Below are 23,610 nucleotides of genomic sequence, written 5' to 3'. Positions count from 1 at the left end.
GCCAAAATCGGCCTGACTAGGCCCGTTGGCTACTTCTCGTGAGGGCTGATGTGCAGCAGGGGTGCGCCCTGACTCACCGCGTCGCCGACGGCCACGGCGATGTCGCGGACCGTGCCGGGTCGCGGGGCGGTGATCGGGTTCTCCATCTTCATCGCCTCCAGCACGGCGACCAGGTCTCCGGCGACGACCTGCTGGCCTTCCTGCACCGCGACTGTGACCACGGTGCCCTGCATCGGAGCCACCACCGCGTCGTCGCGCACCACGGGAGTCGGCGCGCCCGCGGGACCTGGCGCCGGCTGGCGTAGTCGATCCGTCGGCACCGCTGCCGGCCCGGTCAGGGCCCCGCGGACAGATACTTCGACGCGCCGGCCGTCCACCTCGATGGTGAGGTTCTGTACCGGAGTGTCCCCACCCTGGGCGACCGGGCCGGAGTTCGCGTACGGCGGGATGGGGTTGTCCCACTCGGTTTCGATCCACCGGGTGTGGACGCCGAACGACTCCACCCCGGCGTCATCGGCGCCGCCTCCGTCGACGCAGCCTTCACCGACGCCGCCTTCACCGACGCCGCCTTCACCGACGCCGCCGAGGAAGGCTGGGTGCTCGACGATGTGCCGGTGGAACGGCAGCACGGTCGCCAGGCCGTCGATGGTGAACTCCGCCAAGGCGCGGCGTGATCGCTCCAATGCCTGCGTACGGTCCTCGCCGGTGACGATCAGCTTGGCGATCAGGGAGTCGAACTGGCCGCCGATGACGCTGCCGGGCACGACTCCCGAGTCGACCCGGACACCAGGTCCGCCGGGCTCCCGGTAGGTCTCGATCCGGCCCGGTCCGGGGAGGAAGTTGCGGCCCGGATCCTCGCCGTTGATCCGGAACTCGAAAGCGTGACCGCGCGGGATGGGGTCCTCGGTGATCGACAGTCGCTCACTGTTCGCGATGGCGAACTGCTGGCGCACCAGATCGATACCGGCGGTCTCCTCGCTCACCGGATGCTCGACCTGCAGCCGGGTGTTCACCTCCAGGAAGGACACGGTGTCGCGCTGCACCAGGTACTCCACCGTGCCGGCGCCGTGATAGCCGGCCTCCCGGCAGATCGCCTTGGCCGACTCGTGGATCTGGCTCCGCTGCGCCTCGCTGAGGAAGGGGGCGGGCGCTTCCTCGACCAGCTTCTGGAACCGTCGTTGCAACGAGCAGTCGCGGGTGCCGACGACGATCACCGTGCCGTGCTGGTCGGCGAGCACCTGGGCCTCGACGTGCCGAGCCCGATCCAGATACTGCTCGACAAAACACTCACCGCGGCCGAACGCGGCGACCGCCTCCCGGGTGGCGGAGGCGAAGAGGTCGGGGATCTCCTCCAGCGTGTGTGCGACCTTCATGCCGCGACCACCACCGCCGTACGCGGCCTTGATCGCCACCGGCAGCCCGTACGTCCGAGCGAACGCGAGCACCTCGTCGGCGTCGGCGACCGGATCCTTGGTGCCGGCCGCCATCGGGGCGTTCGCACGCTGGGCGATATGCCGGGCGGTGACCTTGTCGCCGAGGTCGCGAATCGCCTGTGGGGACGGGCCGATCCAGATCAGCCCCGCGTCGATCACCGCTTGGGCGAAGTCCGCGTTCTCGGACAGGAAGCCGTAGCCGGGATGTACCGCGTCGGCTCCGGATCGGGCGGCGGCGGCAAGCAGCTTGTCGATGTCGAGATAGGATTCGGCAGCCGTCTGCCCGCCGAGCGCGAACGCCTCGTCGGCCAGTTGGACGAACAGGGCGTCGACATCAGGCTCCGCGTACACGGCCACGCTGCCGAGGCCCGCGTCCCGGGCCGCGCGAACGACCCGGACGGCGATCTCGCCGCGGTTGGCGATCAAGACCTTCGAGATCCTGCGTTCCATGGTTTGCCTTTCAGGGATGGGTCAGCATCGTCAGAGCAGCGATGACTGCGGCTGTCTCGGTGGCGCTGGGTCGCCCGCGCAACGTGATCTGCAGGTCTGCCAGCCGTACGGCACTCGCTCGTGGTTGTTCGGGGACGAAGATCAACTGCTGGCCGGGCCGGGCCTGAGCCACCAAGGGAATATCGGCACCAAGGACCACGCCGATCACCGGATAGCCGCCGGTGATCGGGTGGTCAGCGAGGAAGACCACCGGTTCACCGCTGGGCGGCACCTGAATGGCGCCGAGCGGCATTCCCTCGGTCGGCAGCTCACGGCTGTCCCGACGGGTGAGCGCTGGACAGCCCTGCTGTCCATCCTTCCCGCCATCCCACCCCGGGCGGGCCAGCCTGGCCCCAATCCGATCAAGCCGATCGGTGAGCGACCAGCCCCCGACGAAGAGATCCTCGGGCTGGGCGAACCAGTCGGCTCGGGGACCGAGCTGGACCCGGACGACGACGGGGTCATTGGTCATCGGCGTCAGTGGTGCGATCCCGGTGAGTGGCGAGCCGATCGGCTCCGGTCCGACCGGCAGTTCGTCACCCGCCGTCAGCGGCTCAGGTCCCAAGCCTGCCAAGGTGTCCCGGCTTCGAGAGCCGAGCACCGGCTCGACCGCCAGCCCGCCACGAACGGCCAGGTATACCCGGAGTCCTGTCGCCGCGAGGCCCAACGCAAGACGTTGACCCGACTCCAGCCGGACGACCGAAGCATGATCAACCGGGATTCCGTCGACGGTGATCGGCGCCGGTGCGCCGGTGACGGCGAGCGTGACCACCTCGATTGCCTCGACCTGCAGTCCGCCGAGTACGCATTCGATGCCGGCTGCCCCTTCGTCGTTCCCGACCAACCGATTGGCCAGCCGCAGCGAGTCGGTGTCAGCAGCACCGGACACTCCGACCCCGGCCGAGAACCAGCCCGGCCGTCCTAGATCTTGGATCGTCGCGCTCGGCCCTGGCGCCAAGATCCGCAAGGCGCCGCTCATGAGCGGACGAAACGGACTCGGGTGCCTGCGGTCAGCAACGCAGGTCGTGGTCGGCTCAGGTCGAACATGGTCAACTCGGTGGTGCCGATCAGCTGCCAGCCGCCCGGAGCCCGCCGCGGATAGACCGCACTGAAGCCGTCGGCGAGTGCCACGGCGCCGGCCGGCACGGCCGTCCTCGACTGGCGACGACGCGGCACCACCAGACCGCCGCGGTCTGACTCCAGGTAGCCGAAACCAGCGGTGAACCCGATGAACCGGCAGCGCCAGGTCCGGCTGGTGTGCTCGGCGATCACGTCCTCGACGGTGGTGCCGAGGATCGCCGCCACGTCGGCGAGGTCCTCGCCGTCATACCGCACCGGAATGACCACTTCCTCGGCCCTCTCAGCCGTGATGGCCCGCTCGGACGCCGTTCCTGACAGGGCCTTGCGCACCTCGGACTCGACCACGCCCTGCTCACTGCCGTCTCGCAGCGTCAGCAGTACGGTCTCGGCGGCCGGCAGAATGTCCTCGACCCCTGGCAGGGCGGCGTCCCGGAGTCGTTCCACGACGTCGAGCAGGCCGTCGTGACCGGTCGGGCAGATCAACAGTGCACGGTCCCCCGCCCAACGGACCTCCGCTACATCGCTCATGCTCACAACGGGAGTGCTCATGCCACGAAAGGCGCGATGGTGACGCCGGCATCGTGCAGCGCCAAGCGGACCGCCGTGGCCATCGCGACCGCGCCCGGAGAGTCGCCATGGACGCAGATCGACTGCGCCGCGACAGACACCTCGGTGCCGGCCACCGAATGGATCGTGCCCTTGGTCGCCAGCTGCACCACCCTGCGGGCCACCTCATCGATGTCGGTGACCAAGGCGCCCGGCTCCGACCGCGGCACCAGCGTCCCCTCCGAGGTGTAGCCGCGGTCGGCGAACGCCTCGCGAACCGTCCCGAGCCCCGCCTCCGCTGCCAGGCGCAACCAGGCCGAACCCGGTAGCCCGAGCACCGGCAGTGAGGCGTCGTACGTGGTCACCGCAGCTACCACGGCCGCGGCCTGGACCTCGTCGCGGACAATCCGGTTGTACAAGGCACCGTGCGGTTTGACGTAGCCGACCCGAGTGCCCGCGATCCGGGCGAAGCCATCCAAGGCCGCGATCTGATAGATCACATCGTTGGTCAACGTGTCGGCCGGCACGTCCATCGGCCGCCGGCCGAAGCCGGCCAGATCGTGGTAGCTCACTTGGGCGCCGACCACCACCCCGCGCTCGGCGGCCCGATCACAGACCCGCCGGAGGATGTCCGGGTCGCCGGCATGAAACCCGCAGGCGACATTGGCGCTGGTGACCAGCTCGAGGAGCGCATCGTCGTCACCGAGGCGCCAGGTCCCGAACCCCTCGCCGAGGTCGCTGTTCAGGTCGATGCGCCCTGCGCCCATCGGTTCAGCTGTGCTCATTGGCCTACCTTTCCGGTCGCTGACTACGTGCCCAGGTCACTTCTCTGCGCCGTGCAGATCGAGCTTGGACGTCTCCGGCGCGACAAACACACAGATGATCGTGACGGCAAGCATCGCAACCGCGTACACCGACACGAAGATCGAGGTGTCGAAACGGTCCAGCAGAGCGACCGAGATGATCGGCGCCACGGCACCGCCCAGGATGCCCGCCAGCTGATAGCCCATGGAAGCGCCGGTGTAGCGCACCTTGGTCGGGAACATCTCGGTGATGAACGCGGCCTGGGGACCATACATCGCGGCATGGAAGATCAGCGCGATGACCGCGGCCAGCAGGATCAGCCCGAACTGACCACTGTCGAGCAGGGTGAAGAAGACGAAGACCCAGACCGCCGCTCCGATGGCGCCGGCCAGATAGACCGGGCGACGGGCGATCTTGTCCGACAGATGGCCGAAGAACGGAATGGCCGCCACCTGGACGGCGGCTGCGATCAGCACCGCGTTGAGGGCGTACTGCCGCGGCAGGCCGAGATAGGTCGCCACGTACGTGGTGATGAACAGCACGAACGTGTAGAACGCGACATCGACACCGATCCGGGCGCCGATCGCGAGCAGCACCTGCTTGGGATAGCTCCTCAGCACCTCCAGAATCGGTGCCTCGGCCTTGCTGTCGGTTTGTTCCACCTCGGCGAACAACGGGCTCTCGGCGATGGTCATCCGGATCCACATGCCCACCGCGACCAGCACCCCACTGAGCAGGAACGGCACCCGCCAGCCCCAGGACAGGAAGGCCTCGTTCGACGTGACCGTGCCCATCAGCGACAGCACGCCGTTGGCCAGCAGCAGACCGATCGGTACGCCGACCTGTGGCCAGCTGGCGTTCAGGCCACGTCGGTTCGGGTCTCCCGACTCCATGGTCATCAACACCGCGCCGCCCCATTCTCCGCCGAGGCCCAGTCCCTGGAGGAAGCGCAGCAGGACGAGCAGGATCGGTGCCCAGACGCCGATCGTGGCGTACGTCGGCAGCACCCCGATCAGAAACGTCGAGATCCCCATCAGCAGCAGGGTCGCGACGAGCACGTTCTTGCGGCCGATCTTGTCACCGTAGTGACCGAACACGATCCCGCCGAGGGGTCGGGCCACGAATCCCACCGCGAAGGTGGTGAAGGCGAGCAGGGTGCCGATCAGCGGATCGAACTCGGGGAAGAACAGCTGGTTGAACACCAGGGCAGCCGCGGTGCCGTAGATGAAGAAGTCGTACCACTCGAGGGAGGTCCCGATGAGGCTGGCGACGATGACCTTGCGGGTGGACGAGGGGGTGACGGGCGGAGTGACGTCGTCCGAGGAACGAGGACTTGGTTCTGGCATGTCAGCAACCTTCCTGTGAGGACGTCGGGTGCGTCCGTTGGAAGAACGATAGCGGATTGTTCAACACTTGAGCAAGAGATCAATTCAAGAAACTTCTTGGTGAGGTGTAGGTTTGAGGCACGCATTGACGCGCATCATGAGATGCCTGGATCGCACGATGGGGAACGGCATGACGACGAGATCTGTGGTCGATGGAGGGATCAGCCCAGGGGTGCTGCCGGCACTCCCCCCGCGGCTGAGCACCGCCGAGCACGCGGCCTCGGTCGTTCGCGCGCAGATTGCGAGTGGTGCACTGCTCCCTGGGACACGGCTGCGTGAGGAGGAGGTGGCAGAGTCCTTCTCCATCTCCCGGAACACCGTGCGCGAGGTCTTCAGGCTCCTTGCGCACGAGCGGCTGGTCGAACATGTCGCCTATCGCGGCGTACACATCCGCAGACTCGGACCCACGGACATCTCGGCCATGTATCTGACCCGACGCTTGGTCGAGCCACTGGGCGTTCGCGCGGTCCTTGCCGACCAAGGGTCGCAGCGGCTGCTCCGCGAGAACGTCGACACCGCGATGGCCGCCATCGAGTCCGCGGACTGGCAGCAGGTGGGGACCTGCGACATCGCTTTCCACCGCGCCCTGATGGACGCCTGCGGCAGCGTCCATTTGTCGGAGATGTTCGAGAAGCTGCTTGCCGAGCTGCGGCTGGCATTCCTTCAGCTGCCCGACGTGCAGCAGTTGCACCAGCCGTACGTGGCCCGCAACCGCACGCTGCTGGAGCTGATCGAGGCCGGTGACGAGGACGGGGCCATCCGTGAGCTGGAGGACTATCTGGTCACGGCCGAGCGGGCCGTGCTCTCGAAGCTGACCGGCTGACAACCTCGTCGCTCGGAGCACTGGGAGGCTACGGCTACCGTCCGATCGACAGTCGCCCAAAGTTCGCTCGCCGGCAACCCGGCAAAGCCAGCATGCCGAACATGCCTCATACGACTACCCGTCGCCGTCGAGCTGGGCTGCTGGTTGGTGCCAGCCTGCTCAGCATCACCGGGCTCATCGCCCCGATAGCCACCGCGTCAGCATCCACCTTTCCGAGCGACACGACCAAGCCGGATCTCGTGCCCGCCCTCAGCGGCTACAACGCCCTGTGGCGTCCGTCCGGCAACGACGATCTGCACGGCACTGTGCTCAATGCCAAAGCACTCCAGCGCAACGACCAGCTGGTCAGCTGGATCAACCAGCATGCGACTCGTCCGCAGCAGTTCCGGGCGCTGCAGAACTCCGCCTACCTCGCCAGCGACGGCGGCGGCTACGACCAGTCGATCTCGATCGCCGACGGACTCGGCAAGAACCTCGGCATCTTCTACGCCAAGGGCCGGATCGACGGTTCCCTGCCGCTCACCAGTGCGTTGATCAACAGCTCCAAGGGCAGCACCGGCGCCTATGTCGGCACGTCCGCTGCGAAGTCCGCGTACAGCCATCCCCGGCCCTTCCTGCCTGCCGATCCGAAGGCCGCCCCCGTACCGGGCGACGACGGGGGCTGCGCGCCCAGCGCGGTGAACAGCTCCTCCGCTGCGAGCAACCGCAAGGGCAGGCCCTGGGCCGATGCCGCCGGCAACCTCAAGGTCACCCGGGTGCCGGCAGCCGTCGACACGACTCACGAGTTCGCGACGACCGACGTCACGCTCGACCCGCTGTACGGACTGCCCGCGCTCTGCGCCGGCGGGTCGTATCCGAGCGGCCACACGGCGACCGCGTACCAGGCCGGGATCACCCTGGCCACGCTGCTGCCGGAACTGGCCCCACAGATCCTGGCTCGCTCCTCGGAAGCGGCCAACAACCGCATCGTGCTGGGTGTCCACTATCCACTGGACATCGTGAGTGGCCGGATGAGCGGCGAGATCGCCCTCTCTGCCCGCTGGTCTGACGCCAAATTCCGCAAGGCGGTGCTCACGCCGGCCCGCAAGGAACTCGTCTCGTATCTGACCAAGCAGTGCAAGTCCGTGCTGCACATCTCGACGCTGTCGAAGTGCATCGCGGCCGATACCTCGTACGCCAACAACCCGTACGGCGGTGCGAAGATCCCCGGCGGCACCGCGCAGATCGTCACCAACCGCCAGTCCGCGCTGCGGGTCTACACCGAGCGGCTCGGCTACGGTTTCCAGCCCACTGCATCGACCAAACGTGCCGCATCCGTACCGGCCGGTGCGGACAACTTGCTGCGCACCACCTATCCCTCCTTGACGGCGTCCCAGCGCCGACAGATCCTGGCTCAGACGCAAATCGCCTCCGGCCATCCGCTGGACACGACGGCTGCCCACGCGGCCTATCCGCTGGTGCCCGGTTCCTGGCAGCGCCTCAATCTTGCGGCGGCGTTGTCGGCCAAGGTCAAGATCACCAAGAGCGGCAAGGTCAAGGTCGTCTCGACCGGTGGCAAGGCAACCGTCGTCCGCTGACCGTCCTCCTGAGACCGCGTACTAACTGGTACTAACTGGCTTCGCCGAGCAGGGCACGCCGCTGCTGGCGGCGTGCCGCCTGCTGCTTCGGGTCCGGGACCGGCACGGCGGCGATGAGCCGTCGGGTGTACGCATCCTGTGGCGACAGCAGCACCCGGCTGGAGGTGTCGGCCTCGACCAGCTTGCCGTGCCGCAGCACCGCGATCCGGTCGGCGACATGCTCGACCACCGCGAGGTCGTGGGTGATGAACAGGCAGGCGAAGCCGAACTCCTCCTGGAGCTCGGCGAACAGCTCCAACACCTTCTCCTGGACCGAGACGTCCAGCGCCGAGGTGGGCTCGTCGACGATCAGCAGACTCGGCTGGAGGGCGAGCGCGCGAGCGATCCCGACCCGCTGGCGCTGACCGCCGGAGAGCTGGTGCGGGAACCGGTTCCGCATGGCACGGGAGAGATGCACGCGATCCAGCAGCTCGGCGACCCGGGCATCGCGAGCCGCCTGATCGAGGTCGGTGTGCAGCTGCAGCGGCTCGGCGATCGCCTGACCGATCGGCCAGCGCGGATTCACCGAGGCGCCCGCATCCTGGAAGACCATGGCGACCCGCTTTCGGGCATCCCGCAGCTCGGCGCGGCTGGCCGTGGTGAGATCGAGGCCCTCGATCCGCAACGAGCCCGACGCGAGCGGCAGCAGACCGACCGCCGCCCGGCCGATCGTCGACTTACCCGAACCGGACTCGCCGACCAGGCCCATCACCTGACCGGCCCCGAGGCTGAGCGTCACGTCGTCGATGGCCCGGAACGGCTTCTTCCCACGCCCACCCGGATACTCGATCACGCCGTGTTCCAGCTCGAACACCACTGCCGGTTCCGGCTCGCCGGCCGATTCAGGTTCGGGCGGCGGCTCTTCCAGGCTCAGCGACAGCACCGCCTTCAGCAGCTGCTGGGTGTACGGCTGCTGCGGATCGTAGAAGATGTCGTGCGAGGAACCCTGCTCGACGATGGCGCCGTCCTTGAGCACCACGACCCGATCCGCCAGGTCGGCGACCACGCCCATGTCGTGGGTGATCAGCAGGATCGAGGCGTCGATCCGACCCTTCAGGTCGTGCATCAGCTCGAGGATCTCGCCTTGCACGGTGACGTCGAGCGCGGTGGTGGGCTCGTCGGCGATCAGCACCTTCGGGTCCAGCGCCAGCGCCTGGGCGATCATCGCGCGCTGCCGCTGGCCGCCGGAGAGCTGGTGCGGATAGGAGTCGACCCGACGCTCCGGCTCAGGGATGTCGACCAGGCGCAGCAGTTCGATGGCGCGCTCCCGGGCTTGCTCCTTGGTGAGGTCGCGGTGTGCCTGCAGCATCTCGCGGATCTGCCAGCCGATCGTGTAGACGGGGTTCATCGCCCGCATCGGCTCCTGGAAGATCACCGCCACCTGCTGGCCGCGGATCTTGCGCAGCTGCGACGAGGATGCCCCGATCAGCTCCTGCCCATCGAGCAGGATGCTGCCCGAATTGCGCCCGTTGCTCGGCAGCAGCCCGGGCACCGACATCGCGACCGTGGACTTGCCCGAACCGGACTCACCGACCAGCGCGACCACCTCACCGCGTGCCACATCCAACGACACCCCGTGGACGACCTCCCGCCAGTCCTTCTTCTGCCGGAACTCCACCCGCAGCTCGCGAATCTGCAGAACCGGCGGGTTCTCTCCACCACTCATACTCAGCTCCGGTCCGGGTCGAGGGCATCCCGCAGCGCGTCGCCCATCAGCATGAACGACATCACCGTGAAGGACAGGAACAGGGCGGGGAAGAACACCAGGTACGGCGCCGAGGAGAAGCGCGACTGCCCCACGTTGATCTGCAGACCCCAGGAGATCTCCGGCGCTTGCAACCCGATGCCGAGGAAGGTCAGGGTCGCCTCGGAGGCGATGAAGCCGCCCATCGCAATGGTCATGAACGAGACCACCGGCGAGATGGCGTTAGGCATGATGTGCCGTACCAGGATCTGCGAGGTGCTGGCCGCGGACGCCTGCGCCGCGGCCACGAAATCGGCGTTGCCGACGGTGATCACACTGGACCGCACCAGCCGCATCGCGGTCATCCAGCCGAAGATCGACAGCGCCAACGCGACGGTGAACACCGAGCGCTGCTCGGTCACAGTCAGCAGGATCATCGCGCCCAGCAGCAGCGGCACCCCGTAGAAGATGTCGGTGAACCTGGACAGCAGCGAGTCGGTGAGCCCGCCGAAATAGCCGGCCGTGGTGCCCAGGAAGGTGGCCAGCACCATCGTGCCGGTGACCGACAGCAAGCCGATGGCGAGCGAGATGCGGGCGCCATAGATCACGTTGGCGTAGTAGTCACAGCCCTGCAGATCGGTGCCGAACCAGTGCGCGGCGCTGGGCCACTGACGAGCCACGGTCAGGTCGCAGTCACGAGGATCGACGCCGCCGGCGAACAGGCCGGGGAAGATCGCGATCAGCGTCATCAAGATCGCGACCGCACCGCCGATGATGAACATCGGGTTGTGTCGCAGCGTCTTCCACGCCTCACCCCACAGGGTGGACTGCTCGACGGTCTCCTCCACGATTTCCAGCAGTTCGTGCTCGGCACCGGAATCTGGCCCGCCCGGACGCACACCGGTGGCGGTGGGCAGCTCGTCACTCATAGCGAATCCTCGGATCCAGGACGCCGTAGAGCACATCGACGACGAGATTGAAGAAGATGAAGAAGAAGACCATCATCGTGACGATTCCGACGACCACCGGACCCTCCTGGTTGCGGACCGCGTCGAACACCGCCCGGCCGATTCCGGGGATGTTGAAGACGCTCTCGGTAACGATCGCGCCGCCCATCATGGCGCCGAGGTCGGCACCGATGAAGGTGACCACCGGGATCAGCGCGTTGCGCAGGCCGTGCCGAGTGACGACCCGGAGCTCGCTGATGCCCTTGGACCGCGCAGTGCGTACGTGGTCGGCACCAAGTGTCTCGACCATCGATGTCCGGGTGAGTCGGGCGACGTACGCCATCGACAGGGACGCGAGCACCAGGCCCGGGAGGATCAGCGAATACCAGCCATTCGCGATGCCGGCCACCGGGAACCAGCCAAGCTTGAACCCGAACACGTACTGGGCGAGGAAGGCCAGCACGAAGACCGGCACCGAGACCAGGACCGTGGTGCTGACCAGCACCAGGTTGTCGAACCAGGATCCCTTGTGGAGGGCGCACAGCACGCCGGCAGTGATGCCGAAGACGATCTCGAAGATGATCGCCACGATGGCCAGCCGGGCGGTGATCGGCAGTCGCTGCGCGATGGTTTCGGCGACGCTGTTGCCTGCGAAGTCGGTGCCCAGGTTGCCCTGCAGCAACTGCCCCAGGTACGCCAGATACTGCATCAGCAGCGGCTCGTCCAGATTGTGCTCGGCCCGCAGCTGCGCGACGACCTCGGGCGGCAGCGGCTGGTCACCGGCGAGAGCGCGGATCGGGTCGCCGGGCAGTGCGTACACCATCGCGAAGATCAGGAACGAGGTGCCGAGGAGCACCGGGATCGCCATCACCAGGCGGCGGCCGATATAGCGGATCATCGGTCCTCCAACAGTTCGACGCCGGCATAGTCGATACCGCCGAACGGCGTGATCTTCACGTTCGTCACCCGGGTGGTGTGGACGGCCTGCACCACGCCGATGAAGATCGGCGCCTGCGGGAGGTCGGTGACCAGGACGTCTTCGGCTGCCTGGTAGCCGGTGTTCGCAGCGGGGATCGACTCGGCACCGTCGGCCTTGACGATGGCGGCGTCGAAGTCGGCGCTCGAATAGAACGACGTGTTGGAGCCGTTGGGCGGCTGGGCCGCGGAGCCGAAGCGTGGATTGAGGTAGTACTGGATCGACGGATACACCATCGACCAGGCGGCGCGGAACGGGCCGGTCATGCCCTTCTCATCCTGCAATGGCAGGAGCTGGGCGAACTGAAGGTGACCGCGCAACTGGAAGTCCACGCCGAGGTTGCGGCGCAGCATGTTGCCGACCGCGAGCATCCACTGGTCGTGACCGCTGCCGGCGTTGAACCACAGGTCGATCGGCTTCGACCGGTCGAAGCCGGCCTCGTCGAGCAGCTTGTTCGCGGTCTCCGGATCGAACGAGCACCATTGCCCGCACGGATCCGGCCGGAAGCCGTCCACCACCGGGGTGGCGAAGCCGTGGGCCGGCGTGACCGAGCCGTCGAAGATGATGTCGGCCAGCAGTTCCCGGTTGATCGCCATCGAGATCGCACGCCGCACCCGGACATCGGCGTACCGGGGATCGTAGAGCGGGAAACCCAACGAGGTGATCGAGGAGGACGCCCGGGTCAGGTAGCGATCCTCAAAGGTAGCCGGCGCACTGCCCCGGGCGTCTTCGGGGAGACCGACCATGATGTCGAGCGAGCCGGCCAGCACGTCGGTGTAGCCGGTGCTCTGCTCGGTGTAGACCCGGAAGCCCATCCCCGGGGCTTTCGCCACTCCGCCCTGGTAGTCATCGAACCGAGCCAGGGTCATGCCTCGGCCACGGGTCCACTCGGTCTCCGCTGTGAACGGGCCGTTTCCGATCGGCTTCCGGCCGAACGCCGCCGGGTCGTCGTAGAACACCTCGGGCAGCGGACTGAACGCCCGAGCGCCCAAGGTGATCGGGAAGACCGCGAACGGCGCCTTCAACGTGACCGTGAACGTCTGCTCGTCGACGACCTGGAGGCCGCTCATCTCGGTGGCGCGCGGCTTGCCGTCCACCATGGACTGCAGATCGGTGTAGCCGACGATATTGGCGAAGAAGAACGCGTTCACATAGCTGTTGCTGGCCAGCGCATTCCAGTTCCACGCCTTCACGTACGACTCCGCAGTGACCGGACTGCCGTCGTGGAAGGTCCAACCCGGCTTGAGCTTGACCGTCCAGGTGATCCGGTCATCGGAGGTGACGGACTCAGCCACTCCGTCGTACGTCGGATCGAGCGTCTCGTCGTCGAAGGTCACCAGCGGCGCGAACAGAGCGTCGATGACATTGCCACCGTTGGTCTCGTTGGTGTTGCCAGGGATCAGCGCGTTCTGTGGCTCGCCGACGTAGACCGTGTAGACGCCCGGGGTCGTGTGTGCCCAGGAACCCGAGCAGCCGGCGACCAGGGCCAGGGCGAACGTGAGCACCAGGGCCGTCACCCATCGCCGCCGCTGTCGCACGCTGACTCCTGACCTGAACCCGTGATCGTGGTGTCAGGAGGCTAAGAGTCAGTACGGGCGTTGCACCATCACCCGAACTGGGGGATATCAACCGCTCCTGTGAGGCTGCGACCGAGCGATCGAGCGGATAGCGTCAGCCTGCCAGTCGTGCGGGCGCGGTCTTCTTCGCCGGGGCCTTCGTCGTCGCGGCCCGCTTGACCGGGACCTTCTTGGCCGTCGTGGTTGTCTTGGCCGTAGCGGTCTTCTTGGTGCCCGCTGCGGTGGACTTCTTGGCTGCGGCCTTCTTCGCGGCGGGCCGGCTGCCGTTGGTCGGCGCCTCCATCAGGCTCGGCTGCGCCTCCCCGACCGGCACCTCGCGACCCATCAGGATCGGGCGCAGGAACTCCCCGGTGTACGACCGCGGGTTGGCCGCGATCTGCTCCGGTGTGCCTTCGGCGATCACCGTGCCGCCGCGGGAGCCGCCCTCCGGACCCATGTCGATCAGCCAGTCGGCGGTCTTGATCACGTCGAGGTTGTGCTCGATCACCACCACCGTGTTGCCGTTGTCGACCAGCCGGCCGAGCACCCCGAGCAGCTTGCGGATGTCCTCGAAATGCAGCCCGGTGGTCGGCTCGTCCAGCACATAGAGAGTGCGCCCGGTCGACCGCTTCTGCAGCTCACTGGCCAGCTTGACCCGCTGGGCCTCACCGCCGGACAGGGTCGGAGCCGACTGGCCGAGCCGGACATAGCCCAGGCCGACCTCGTTCAGCGTCTTCAGGTGCCGTGCGATCGACGGCAGGGCGGCGAAGAACTCCACTCCCTCCTCGATCGACATGTCGAGCACCTCGGCGATGGTCTTGCCCTTGTAGTGGACCTCCAGCGTCTCCCGGTTGTAGCGGGCGCCATGGCACACCTCGCACGGCACGTACACATCCGGCAGGAAGTTCATCTCGATCTTGATGGTGCCGTCGCCGGTGCAGTTCTCGCAGCGGCCGCCCTTGACGTTGAAGGAGAACCGGCCTTGCTGATAGCCGCGGACCTTCGCCTCCGGTGTCTCGGCGAACAGCTTGCGGATGTGGTCGAACACCCCGGTGTACGTCGCCGGGTTGGAGCGCGGCGTGCGCCCGATCGGCGACTGGTCGACATGGATGATCTTGTCGATCTGGTCTGCTCCGGTAATGGCGCGATGCCGGCCGGGCACCTCGCGGGCGTTGTAGATCCGCTTCGCCAGCGCGGTGTAGAGGATCGAGTTGACCAGCGTCGATTTGCCCGAGCCGGAGACGCCGGTGACCGCGATCAGCTCGCCGAGCGGGAAGCTCACGGTCACGTTCTTCAGATTGTGCTCGGTCGCCTGTTGGACGGTGATCTCGCGGCCCTTCTGTCGCGGGCGGCGCTGACTCGGCAGCGCGATCTGTCGACGACCGGACAGGTACGCCCCGGTGATCGAGTCCTCGCTGGTCAGCAGGTCCTCGACCGGACCCGAGACCACCACCTTGCCGCCGTGCTCGCCCGCCCCAGGACCGATGTCGACCGCCCAGTCCGCGACCCTGATGGTGTCCTCGTCGTGCTCGACCACGATCAAGGTGTTGCCCAGGTTCCGGAGTCTGATCAAGGTCTCGATCAACCGCCGGTTGTCCCGCTGATGCAGCCCGATGCTCGGCTCATCCAGCACATACAGCACGCCGACCAGCCCGGAGCCGATCTGGGTCGCCAGCCGGATCCGCTGCGCCTCGCCCCCGGAGAGGCTGGCCGTCGGCCGGCTCAGCGACAGATAGTCCAGGCCGACGTCGAGCAGGAACTTCAGTCGCTCGTTGATCTCCTTGAGCACCCGCTCCGCGATCTGCTTCTCCCGATCGGTCAACTCCAGACCGGCCAGGAAGGTGGCCGCCTCGTCGATGGAGAGACTTGCCACCTCGGCGATGTTCTTGTCGCCGACGGTCACCGCCAGCGAGGTCGGCTTCAGCCGGGCGCCCCGGCAGGCGGTGCAGGGCACCTCGCGCATATAGCCGGCGAATCGCTCCCTGGAGGTGTCGGTCTCCGCCTCGGCATGCCGCCGCTCGATATAGGGGACGATGCCCTCGTACTTGGCGTTGTAACTGCGCTCCCGCCCGTACCGGTTGCGATAGCGGACATGCACCTGACCGGGCACCCCGAAGAGCAGGATCTTCTTGGCCGCCGAGGGCAGCGAGTGCCAGGGCACCGTGGTGCTGAAGCCGGTCTCCTCCGCGAGCGAGGCGATCAATCGCTGGAAGTAGTCGGCGACATGCGCCGACGACCAGGGTGCGATCGCACCCTCGTCCAGGCTCTTCTCGTCGTCCGGCACCACCAGCTCGGGATCGACCTCCATCCGGGTGCCGAGACCCGAGCACTCCGGACAGGCGCCCCAAGGACCGTTGAAGGAGAACTGCCGCGGCTCGAGCTCGTCGATCGCGATGTCGTGATCGTTGGGGCAGGCGAGCTTCTCCGAATAGCGCCGCTCCCGCAGCGGATCCTTGGCATCCAGATCGACGAAATCAATGGTGACGATGCCCTGGGTGAGCCCGAGCGCGGTCTCCACCGAGTCGGTCAGCCGCTGCTTGACCGTCGGCTTCACCGCCAGCCGGTCGACCACCACATCGATGTCGTGCTTGTACTTCTTGTCCAGGATCGGTGGATCGGTCAGCATCACGGTCTCGCCGTCGACCCTGGCCCGGGCGAAACCTTGCGAGGCGAGCTGGCGGAACAGCTCCGCGTACTCCCCCTTGCGGCCCCGGATGACCGGCGCCAGCACCTGGAACCTGGTGCCTTCGGACAGCGCCATCAACCGGTCGACGATCTGCTGCGGCGACTGCCGGCTGATCGGCTCGCCACAGATCGGGCAGTGCGGGCGGCCGGCACGCGCATAGAGCAGCCGGAGATAGTCGTACACCTCGGTGATGGTGCCCACCGTCGAGCGGGGGTTGCGGCTGGTCGACTTCTGGTCGATCGAGACCGCCGGTGACAGCCCTTCGATGAAGTCGACGTCGGGCTTGTCCATCTGACCCAGGAACTGCCGCGCGTACGCCGACAGCGACTCGACATAGCGCCGCTGCCCCTCAGCGAAGATGGTGTCGAACGCCAAACTGGACTTCCCCGAGCCCGACAGCCCGGTGAAGACGATGAGCGCATCTCGCGGCAGCTCCAGCGAGATGTTGCGCAGGTTATGCTCGCGCGCACCGCGTACGACGATCTGATCACTCACGGGCACGATCGTATGCGGGCCCACTGACAGCGTGATTCATCACTCGCTATTCGCTGCGCTCCACAGACTCCGTCTTCCTCCCTCCCTCGCAAGACGAAAGGCATGTCTTGCTCGCTCGGTCGTCCAGACGGAGCCGTCGCTCCGCTCATGGTCGCTCGCGACGGGGTCGGCGCTCGCGGCCGCTCGCACAGGAATTGCGGGTCAGGTGAAGATGGCGTCGATGGTGTTAGCAGTCAGGATGCGGCGGGTCCAGATCTCCAACTGGCTCGTCGGGGCGGTGCGGACCTTCTGCTCGATGTCAGCGGGCACATCGCTGAATTTGATGTCGAGTTGCTCCAACAGCGTGTCGGCGCGTCCTGCGGCGCGGCCTCGTGCTTCGCCTTCGGCGCGGAGTACGTCGGCAGTGGTCATGGCGACCTCCTTGGCTTCAGGCCCAAGCTGGGCAAGGAATTCAGTGAGCTCTGGTTCTGGGGTGTTGCTGACAATCAAAGCGTACGTCCACAAGACAGCCAGGTCAGACTTCCGCACGGCCTGCAGGTCGGTCCGCCAGTCCTCCAGCATCTGGGCGAGCTGCTCGCTGCCGGGCGCTTCGCGCATCAGCACGTAACTGAGCCGCACCGCGTGCGTCAGGGGTCGCGACCGTAGCTCCTCGACATCAAGTCGATGGAGATCGTCCAACAGATAGCTGAACCTGGGCGCGAAAGCGACGGCGTCTTCGTCAGTGTCGATCAGATCGATCAGGTCGGTGGGTGGGGTCCAGGGAGTGCGGCGCTGGTAGACGACAATTGGGATGATCGGCGGCAGCCGCCGCGCAGCGGGGTGCAGCTCCAAGTGCCGGGTCCAGATCCGGGTGAGATAGCCACACATCCGCAACGCCATCCACCGGTCAGGCGTGGACTGGTGTTCCAACACACATAGATCAAGGCATCACCCTGGTCGAGGCGGGCACGGAACAGCACATCGGTGTGCTGCTGACGCAGAGCCCGGTCGACGAAGCTGCCATCGACCTGTTCGAGCTGGTCGAGATCCAGCCGACTCGCCAGCCCGGCGGGCAGGATCGAGCGAAGCTCCGAAGCAGCATGCTCAGGCCGACCGAGAATGCCCTTGAACAAGCCATCGTGAGGCTGACCGGCGACCGGCGTGCCGGTAGGCGACGAGTCCGGCGGATCAGAGCCAGTCATGTGCGGATCCCCTCAGGCGCAGTATCGACCTGGGTCCTGGTCCCGGGATCCGGGTGGGAGGTCTGCCCGGTGATCAGCCGAGCCGTCCAGCCGCTGATCTCACGTCGGGTGAGCAGCCCGGGAGTGTGCTGCATGGTCACCACCGAGTCCCGTGCGGTGTGCGGCAGGTGCGAGCCCTCCGCCGAACTGGCCTTGGCCGCCAGCTCGACCTGTTCGGCGATGCCGCAACCGATCTCGGACGGGTGAACTTCTTGAGCGAGCTGTTGCTCGACCTGCGACTGCGCGAACGCCACGGTCTCGGTCGCCTTCACCGCCTCCAGGCCGGCCTGGAGCTTCTCGATCAGCGCGATCCGGTCGATCCGGGCGGCGTCACCCGCGCCGACCCTGTGAGCAACGAGTGATCCGAGCCAGCCCAGCATCTCCCAGAACCGGACCGCCACAGCATACGGCGCCGTCTGCTCGGCTGCCTCGATGACGGTTGCTGCACTCATACTGGGACCGTAGAGGAAGGCACTGACACTTTTCGCTCAGAGATTCGACCTGTTCAGTGAGTTCTGCTCGGCTTGTGTCAACTCAGTCTGTCCCACTTTGACTACGGTTGCTGCACGTGAGCCAACCCATCGGACCGCCGTTCGTTCCAGGCCATCAGCTGAGCCGCGCTGTATACGAGGACCATGTCGCACCGGCCTTGGCGAGGCGACTCCCTCGGCTGCAGTACGCAGCGGCAGTGATCGGGCACGGCTCCGACGTGCTGGGCTACGACACCGCCCGGTCCACCGACCATGATTGGGGTCCTCGCCTGCAGATCATCGTCGGCGAACAAGACGGCCTGGCTCTCACAACTGAGATCTTGGCCGCTGTGGATGAGGCGCTGCCTGAGACCGTGTGCGGCGTACCGGTCGAGCTTCCCGGCGCCCAGCAGCTCCCGGACGATACCGTCACCCATCACAACAGCCAGGTCGGCAGGCGCCACCATGGCGTAACCGTGACCTCGGTGCGGCGCCTGCTCGACGAGTTGCTGCGTACGACCGACGATCCCCGGCGCTGGCGCGCTACTCAGTGGCTGTCCACCCCGAGGCAGAGTCTGCTGGAGTTCACCGCCGGGCCGATGTACCGCGACGACACTGGCGAGCTGACCGCAGCGCGATCGGCGCTCGCCTGGTATCCGCACGACCTCTGGCTCTACGTCATGTCCGCGCGCTGGCAGCGCATCGCTCAGATCGAGGCGTTCGTCGGCCGCGCGGCCGAGGTTGGAGACGACCTCGGATCACGTGTGCTTGCCGGGCAGATCGCCTGCGATGTCATGCACCTCGCGCTCCTCCATCGACGCGCCTACGCACCGTACGCAAAGTGGCTCGGCACCGCCTTCCAGCGTCACGACGACGGCCACAAACTCGGCGATCACCTCACGGAGGCTCTCTCGGCGGGAACGGCGTCGGATCGGCAGCAGGCTCTCGTACGCGCATTGCTGGAGCTCAGCCGCCGGCATGACGATCTTGCTGTGACCGCGCCGATGCACAGCCAGGCAGAGATGTTCTTCGGGCGGCCCTACCCGGTGATCTGGTCCGAACGAATCGCCCGGGGATTGCACGAGTCGATCAACGATCCGGGGGTCGCCTCGCTGCCCTTCGGCCTCGGCGGCATTGACGAGATCACCAACTCGACCGACGCACTCAAGAGCAACGGTCTGCGGCAGGCCATCGCGACTGTGTAGGGGCGATACGATCCGCCGATGCGAGTCGTCCTGCTCCATGCGCCGACTTCGTCTCGACCTGGACTCGGCGCCTGGTCGTGGTCACTGGCGCCCACGACCGAACTCCGACACCAGCCGCCGCTGCGGCCAGTCTGGCCGGGGCTGCGCACCAGTCAGTGATCGTCCAGAACTGCGGTCACTACGTGCCTCTCGAACAGCCCGGCGCCTTCGAAGCGTTCCTACGTCGAGAGATCATGGCTACCCGGCGCTAGGTTGAGGGCATGACCGATGCGTCCGACAAGCTGGCCGCGACCCGAGCACTGGTGACGGTCGCGACCCAACGGCTGGTCGGCGACACCATCGGGGTCAACGACCCGTCCTGGTGCGAGCCGAGTCGGTTGCCTCATTGGTCCCGCGGCCACGTCGCCACTCACCTCGCCCGGAATGCGGACGGAATGCGGCGACTCACCGAGTGGGCCCGAACGGGCGAACGGCACGAGATGTATGCCTCGGCGCAGGTCCGTGAGGAGGAGATCGAAGCAGGGGCCGGGCGGTCCGGCCTGGAGCTCCAGATCGACCTGGACACCAGCGCGGAGCGACTCACCGAGGGATTCTCCGCCCTGGACGAGGCCGATGCCTGGGAGCGTGAGGTCGAGCTTCGCGGGGGTCAGCGGTTGGCTGCGCGGCTGCTGCCAGTGGCCAGGCTGACCGAGGTCGTGTTGCACCATGTGGACCTGGATATCGGCTATGAAGTGTCCGACATTGACAACGAGACCGCCGATTTCGTCCTGGAGTGGTCGGCGCACCGACTCGGCGTCAGGGACGAGTTCCCTCGCCTCCAGCTGCGGAGCGACACCGGTTTGCACACTGATCTCGGCGGCGGCGGGTCGCCGCGCACGGTCACTGGATCGTCCTCCGCGCTCCTCGGTTGGCTGACCGGTCGCGCAACGCCGGACACCGTGCGCGGTGCCGGCGACCTGGTGCTGCCAGGACTGTGACCAACCGCGGCACGAGCGGCCCGAGCCTCAGACCCCGCGGTCGCCGGTGAGCCGGCGGCGCAGCCAGGCCAGAGTCGAGTCACCTTGGGCACGTTGGAACTCACGCAGGGTCGGCAAGCCAGGTGCCGGTGGTTGCCGGGCCGAGTCGACGAAGAAGGCGCACAGCCCGGCCAGAGTGCCGGTGATCAGGTCGGGGTCCACGTGGGTCAGATGGCGGGCGACCAGATCTTCGACGTCATGACCGCCGTACAGGTCGATGTTGATCAGCAGCATGAAACGGTCCAGCCAGTCCGCACCAGACAGGGCCCAGGGCCAGTCGACGACCACCATCGACCCATCGGCCCGCACCAGCAGGTTGTCCGCCCGAACATCGCAGTGGACGACGGTGTCGCCGTCGATCCGCGGCAGCGTCGACTCCGACAGTTCGATCAGATCGTCGAGACGGGCCGCGATCCACGGATCGAGGTCCGTCGGCGGATCATCTTTGAGCCGCCGCCAGCCGGCGAAGAGCGGGCTGAAACCCTCCGAGATCGGTTCCAGCCCAGGAAGCGGGTTCGGAGTGAGATCAGCGGCCAGGGCAGCCAGCGTCTCCATCGCAGTCTCGACCTGTGCACCACTCCACGGGACTGGCGGGCATTCGCCGTCGATCTCCTCCATCACCATCGCGATCCAGTAGCCGTCGTCGTAGCGACCGATCAGCTTCGGCAATCGTGAGCTGGCCGGCAGCACGGCGAGATAGTCAGCCTCACGTCGATGGATCTCGGGCGAGTCCGGGTTCTGGTCCGGGCTGACCGCTTTCACGAAGGCACGCCGACCGGTGCTGGTCCGGACCCGATCCGCCGTGCCCGGCGAGAACCCACCGGACTGACTCTCGGCATGGATCACCGGCGCGCCGAGGACGTCCTCGATCCCTCGGCGAACGTCGCCTGGGACATCTACCCAGGCAGTTCTCTGACCGACGGCGGGCGGAGCAGGCATGCCTCATCGTGGCACGGTCGCCGAGTTGCCCTCCACGAGATTTCTCAGACCACGGGCCCACCCGGTCAAGACCACAAGTGGATGGCTGGCCTACGGCGTCCAACGATGCTATCGACGTGATGTCGACCGCTGGCCTGCTGATGATCGCTCCTCGTTGGCAGGTCGTCGCTGTGCTGACCGGGGTCGCGATCTTGCTGCCTCTCCTCATCCGGGCGATCCCGCGTCGATCCAAACCACGGGGGGCACGGCCTCGATGGCGCGTGGTTCTCCCGACGAGCGCGGCCCTGGTCGCGATCGGGGTCGGCATCACCGGGCTCTGGGCGCTCCCAGTCCCCGAGCTGCCGCGCCCGACCGGACCGTACGACGTCGGCACGACCGTACGGGAGTGGACCGACCCGGCCCGACCGGAGGTGGCCACGCCGGATCCCGATGACTGGCGCACGGTTGTCGTGCAGCTCTGGTATCCCGCACAACCGGTCCTGCCAGGCGTCGAACGAGCTCGCTACCTCGGCGGCACCGATCAGGAGGCAAACACGATCAGCCGTGGGTTGGCGGACTATCTCGGGGTGCCCGCCGTACTGCTCGACGGACTGCCCCGGGCCCACGGTCACGCTGTGCCGGACAGCCCGGTCGCGTCGAGCGGTGGACCATTTCCCGTCGTGCTCTTCTCGCCTGGCCTGGGCGGGATCCGTACCCAGAACACTGCCTGGGCGGAGGATCTCGCGAGCCGCGGCTACGTCGTCGCGGCCCTCGACCACCCGTACGACTCGGCGGTGGTCGTCCTCCGGGACGATCGCACGATCACGACCACCGTCGCCGCTACTGGCGACGACGCCGAAGACGAGCGACGTGCCAACGGATGGACGGACATCCGTGCCGCTGATCTCCGTTTTGTCCTCGACCAGCTCGAGCTGTTGAATCGCAATCCCGACGGCTTCCCGCCGGCAGGGCAGCTGAACACCAGACTGGCTGCGGCTACAGGCCACTCGCTCGGCGGTGCCGCGGCGCTGCAGGCCGCCAGGCAGGATCATCGCTTCGCCGCGATCATCGATCTCGACGGGTTCCCGCGCGACCCGGTCTCCGCACCTCTCCCCCAGCCGATTCTCGCGGTAGCTCATCCCCTGGACTCCGGTGAGAGCCCGGCCTACCTGCCTCGTCTCACCCAGGTCCTGAAACTGAGCAGCAAGAAGAGCTGCCTCCTGACAGTGCCTGGTACAGAGCACCTGACCTTCACCGACGCGCCGCTGTTCCTGCCGCCACTACCCTCGTTGGTCGGCGCGCTGGGGCGCAGCGAAGGACCGCAGCTCACCAGCAACATCAGCGCAGTCTTTCTGGACGCCACCCTCAAGAATGAGGGCGGCCCTGGTGCTCACCTGTCCATGTACGGCGACCTCAGCTGCTATCGCTCAGGTCGTCCGTTGCCACCCTGACTAGGGCCGACATAGTGATCATCCTGAACCAGCCCGGCAGCGATCACGTGTCGAGCAGTTCCCGGGTCAGGAGCACGCCGCCAGCGGTTGCCACCGGGAAGACCACCACGGCCAGGAACGGGATCGCCAGCAGCAGGAAGCATGGCACGGCGAATCCCAGGGCCAGCCAGCGACGCCGCTGCATCGCGGCTCGTCGCTGCGCCAGTCTGGGCTGGCCGCGACGCTCGAAGCTGGGCCCGATCAGTTCGAAGCACAGCATCCAGCCACCGAAGCAAGCCGAGATCACCGGGACCGCGGTCTGACCGACGATCGGAATGAACTGGGCCAGGAACAGCGGCAGCGCCGCCGCCAGCGAGATGCTGATCAAGATCACCGACTGCTTCAGCGCCCGCGGCACCGAACTCGCCCAGGACTCCCCCGTCTCAGGCAGACCACCGGGCAGGTCGGCGTCGACCGCTTCACTGATCTTGTCGTAGATCGGCGCTCCCAACGCCATGGTCAGCGTGCTGAACGAGATGATCATCACCAGCAAGGTGACGCCGAGGACTCCGGCTCCGGCAAGAACCCGGAAGGTCGTTCGCACCGCCTCGGCCCATCCGGCGGCGAACCCCGTGATCGCGGTGATGATGGTCCCGAGCTGGGTGATCAGCACCACCAAGAGCGCGGCGAAGACTACCGACATGATCAGCGGCGGCACCGCGCCCAGCAGGAACAGCCGGGGCCGCTGGGTGAGCATGCGTGCCCCGCGGATCAGCAGCGTCGCCCCGCTGACAGCCTCAGTGATCACGTTCGCCATCGGCATCAGCCTCC

18 protein-coding genes and 1 pseudogene are annotated in these 23,610 nt (G+C 67.0%); 5 read left to right on the top strand and 14 right to left on the bottom strand.

Annotated features, from left to right (window positions below; genetic code table 11):
* Positions 1-29 precede the first annotated feature (29 nt).
* The 5 genes from MLP_RS06725 to MLP_RS06705 are packed head-to-tail and all read right to left on the bottom strand — an operon-like array spanning position 30 to position 5,698.
* Positions 30-1,883 (bottom strand): acetyl/propionyl/methylcrotonyl-CoA carboxylase subunit alpha, encoded by a 1,854-nt coding sequence (locus MLP_RS06725; RefSeq protein ID WP_013862280.1) that lies wholly within the window; start codon positions 1,881-1,883, stop codon positions 30-32.
* Between the two features lie 10 nt (positions 1,884-1,893).
* On the bottom strand, positions 1,894-2,901 hold the full coding sequence (locus tag MLP_RS06720) for a 5-oxoprolinase subunit C family protein (protein WP_013862279.1): 1,008 nt from the start codon (positions 2,899-2,901) through the stop codon (positions 1,894-1,896).
* Positions 2,898-3,530, bottom strand: coding sequence for a 5-oxoprolinase subunit B family protein (locus MLP_RS06715; RefSeq protein WP_156821063.1), 633 nt, complete (start codon positions 3,528-3,530; stop codon positions 2,898-2,900). The genes MLP_RS06720 and MLP_RS06715 overlap by 4 nt, the downstream gene beginning before the upstream one ends.
* Before the next feature lie 17 nt (positions 3,531-3,547).
* A complete protein-coding gene (locus MLP_RS06710) occupies positions 3,548-4,315 on the bottom strand; it encodes a LamB/YcsF family protein (protein ID WP_013862277.1) in 768 nt (255 codons plus the stop codon).
* A 54-nt stretch (positions 4,316-4,369) separates the two neighbouring features.
* On the bottom strand, positions 4,370-5,698 hold the full coding sequence (locus MLP_RS06705) for an MFS transporter (protein ID WP_013862276.1): 1,329 nt from the start codon (positions 5,696-5,698) through the stop codon (positions 4,370-4,372).
* A 169-nt stretch (positions 5,699-5,867) separates the two neighbouring features.
* Here MLP_RS06705 and MLP_RS06700 point away from each other — a divergent pair, with 169 nt between their 5' ends.
* Positions 5,868-6,560 carry a GntR family transcriptional regulator gene (locus tag MLP_RS06700; RefSeq protein ID WP_041791496.1) on the top strand — a complete coding sequence of 231 codons (693 nt, stop codon included), beginning with the start codon at positions 5,868-5,870 and terminating at the stop codon, positions 6,558-6,560.
* Positions 6,561-6,661: 101 nt separating this feature from the next.
* Positions 6,662-8,137: a phosphatase PAP2 family protein gene (locus MLP_RS06695; protein ID WP_231851427.1), complete on the top strand. Its 1,476-nt coding sequence runs from the start codon at positions 6,662-6,664 to the stop codon at positions 8,135-8,137.
* A gap of 31 nt (positions 8,138-8,168) precedes the next feature.
* Here MLP_RS06695 and MLP_RS06690 read toward each other — a convergent pair whose 3' ends face one another.
* From MLP_RS06690 to MLP_RS06660, 7 genes and pseudogenes are all read right to left on the bottom strand, one after another.
* A complete protein-coding gene (locus MLP_RS06690; RefSeq protein WP_013862272.1) occupies positions 8,169-9,842 on the bottom strand; it encodes an ABC transporter ATP-binding protein in 1,674 nt (557 codons plus the stop codon).
* Positions 9,843-9,844: 2 nt separating this feature from the next.
* Positions 9,845-10,789, bottom strand: coding sequence for an ABC transporter permease (locus tag MLP_RS06685; RefSeq protein ID WP_013862271.1), 945 nt, complete (start codon positions 10,787-10,789; stop codon positions 9,845-9,847).
* Positions 10,782-11,705 carry an ABC transporter permease gene (locus MLP_RS06680; protein WP_013862270.1) on the bottom strand — a complete coding sequence of 308 codons (924 nt, stop codon included), beginning with the start codon at positions 11,703-11,705 and terminating at the stop codon, positions 10,782-10,784. Before MLP_RS06680 ends, MLP_RS06685 begins: the two co-directional genes overlap by 8 nt.
* Positions 11,702-13,321 carry a peptide ABC transporter substrate-binding protein gene (locus tag MLP_RS06675; RefSeq protein WP_013862269.1) on the bottom strand — a complete coding sequence of 540 codons (1,620 nt, stop codon included), beginning with the start codon at positions 13,319-13,321 and terminating at the stop codon, positions 11,702-11,704. Before MLP_RS06675 ends, MLP_RS06680 begins: the two co-directional genes overlap by 4 nt.
* A gap of 133 nt (positions 13,322-13,454) precedes the next feature.
* Complete coding sequence (gene uvrA / locus MLP_RS06670) at positions 13,455-16,520, bottom strand: excinuclease ABC subunit UvrA (RefSeq protein WP_041789796.1); 3,066 nt, start codon at positions 16,518-16,520, stop codon at positions 13,455-13,457.
* Positions 16,521-16,721: 201 nt separating this feature from the next.
* Positions 16,722-17,701: pseudogene (locus MLP_RS28905) on the bottom strand (Rpn family recombination-promoting nuclease/putative transposase).
* Positions 17,698-18,192 (bottom strand): hypothetical protein, encoded by a 495-nt coding sequence (locus MLP_RS06660; protein ID WP_013862265.1) that lies wholly within the window; start codon positions 18,190-18,192, stop codon positions 17,698-17,700. Before MLP_RS06660 ends, MLP_RS28905 begins: the two are co-directional and overlap by 4 nt.
* A 116-nt stretch (positions 18,193-18,308) precedes the next feature.
* Between MLP_RS06660 and MLP_RS06655 the strand changes: the two genes are divergently transcribed.
* Positions 18,309-19,415 carry a DUF4037 domain-containing protein gene (locus tag MLP_RS06655; protein WP_013862264.1) on the top strand — a complete coding sequence of 369 codons (1,107 nt, stop codon included), beginning with the start codon at positions 18,309-18,311 and terminating at the stop codon, positions 19,413-19,415.
* 260 nt (positions 19,416-19,675) lie between these two features.
* Positions 19,676-20,392, top strand: coding sequence for a maleylpyruvate isomerase family mycothiol-dependent enzyme (locus tag MLP_RS06650; RefSeq protein WP_013862262.1), 717 nt, complete (start codon positions 19,676-19,678; stop codon positions 20,390-20,392).
* 27 nt (positions 20,393-20,419) lie between these two features.
* Here MLP_RS06650 and MLP_RS06645 read toward each other — a convergent pair whose 3' ends face one another.
* Entirely contained in the window at positions 20,420-21,370 is a 951-nt protein-coding gene (locus MLP_RS06645) for a phosphotransferase (protein WP_013862261.1), read from the bottom strand.
* 119 nt (positions 21,371-21,489) lie between these two features.
* Here MLP_RS06645 and MLP_RS06640 point away from each other — a divergent pair, with 119 nt between their 5' ends.
* Positions 21,490-22,800 (top strand): alpha/beta hydrolase, encoded by a 1,311-nt coding sequence (locus MLP_RS06640; RefSeq protein ID WP_156821369.1) that lies wholly within the window; start codon positions 21,490-21,492, stop codon positions 22,798-22,800.
* Between the two features lie 43 nt (positions 22,801-22,843).
* Here the strand turns inward: MLP_RS06640 and MLP_RS06635 are convergent, their stop codons facing one another.
* A complete protein-coding gene (locus MLP_RS06635; RefSeq protein WP_041791490.1) occupies positions 22,844-23,596 on the bottom strand; it encodes an EI24 domain-containing protein in 753 nt (250 codons plus the stop codon).
* Between the last annotated feature and the right edge of the window lie 14 nt (positions 23,597-23,610).

Source organism: Microlunatus phosphovorus NM-1 (assembly GCF_000270245.1).
In the GTDB taxonomy this organism is placed as follows: Bacteria; Actinomycetota; Actinomycetes; order Propionibacteriales; family Propionibacteriaceae; genus Microlunatus; species Microlunatus phosphovorus.
This window is presented reverse-complemented; position numbering and strand designations above follow the sequence as displayed.

Coding starts and splice junctions, on each gene's coding strand:
- MLP_RS06725 (WP_013862280.1), bottom strand. CDS start 1,883: ATGGAACGCAGGATCTCGAAGGTCTTGATCGCCAACCGCGGCGAGATC.
- MLP_RS06720 (WP_013862279.1), bottom strand. CDS start 2,901: ATGAGCGGCGCCTTGCGGATCTTGGCGCCAGGGCCGAGCGCGACGATC.
- MLP_RS06715 (WP_156821063.1), bottom strand. CDS start 3,530: ATGAGCGATGTAGCGGAGGTCCGTTGGGCGGGGGACCGTGCACTGTTG.
- MLP_RS06710 (WP_013862277.1), bottom strand. CDS start 4,315: ATGGGCGCAGGGCGCATCGACCTGAACAGCGACCTCGGCGAGGGGTTC.
- MLP_RS06705 (WP_013862276.1), bottom strand. CDS start 5,698: ATGCCAGAACCAAGTCCTCGTTCCTCGGACGACGTCACTCCGCCCGTC.
- MLP_RS06700 (WP_041791496.1), top strand. CDS start 5,868: ATGACGACGAGATCTGTGGTCGATGGAGGGATCAGCCCAGGGGTGCTG.
- MLP_RS06695 (WP_231851427.1), top strand. CDS start 6,662: ATGCCTCATACGACTACCCGTCGCCGTCGAGCTGGGCTGCTGGTTGGT.
- MLP_RS06690 (WP_013862272.1), bottom strand. CDS start 9,842: ATGAGTGGTGGAGAGAACCCGCCGGTTCTGCAGATTCGCGAGCTGCGG.
- MLP_RS06685 (WP_013862271.1), bottom strand. CDS start 10,789: ATGAGTGACGAGCTGCCCACCGCCACCGGTGTGCGTCCGGGCGGGCCA.
- MLP_RS06680 (WP_013862270.1), bottom strand. CDS start 11,705: ATGATCCGCTATATCGGCCGCCGCCTGGTGATGGCGATCCCGGTGCTC.
- MLP_RS06660 (WP_013862265.1), bottom strand. CDS start 18,192: ATGAGTGCAGCAACCGTCATCGAGGCAGCCGAGCAGACGGCGCCGTAT.
- MLP_RS06650 (WP_013862262.1), top strand. CDS start 19,676: ATGACCGATGCGTCCGACAAGCTGGCCGCGACCCGAGCACTGGTGACG.
- MLP_RS06645 (WP_013862261.1), bottom strand. CDS start 21,370: ATGCCTGCTCCGCCCGCCGTCGGTCAGAGAACTGCCTGGGTAGATGTC.
- MLP_RS06640 (WP_156821369.1), top strand. CDS start 21,490: ATGTCGACCGCTGGCCTGCTGATGATCGCTCCTCGTTGGCAGGTCGTC.
- MLP_RS06635 (WP_041791490.1), bottom strand. CDS start 23,596: ATGGCGAACGTGATCACTGAGGCTGTCAGCGGGGCGACGCTGCTGATC.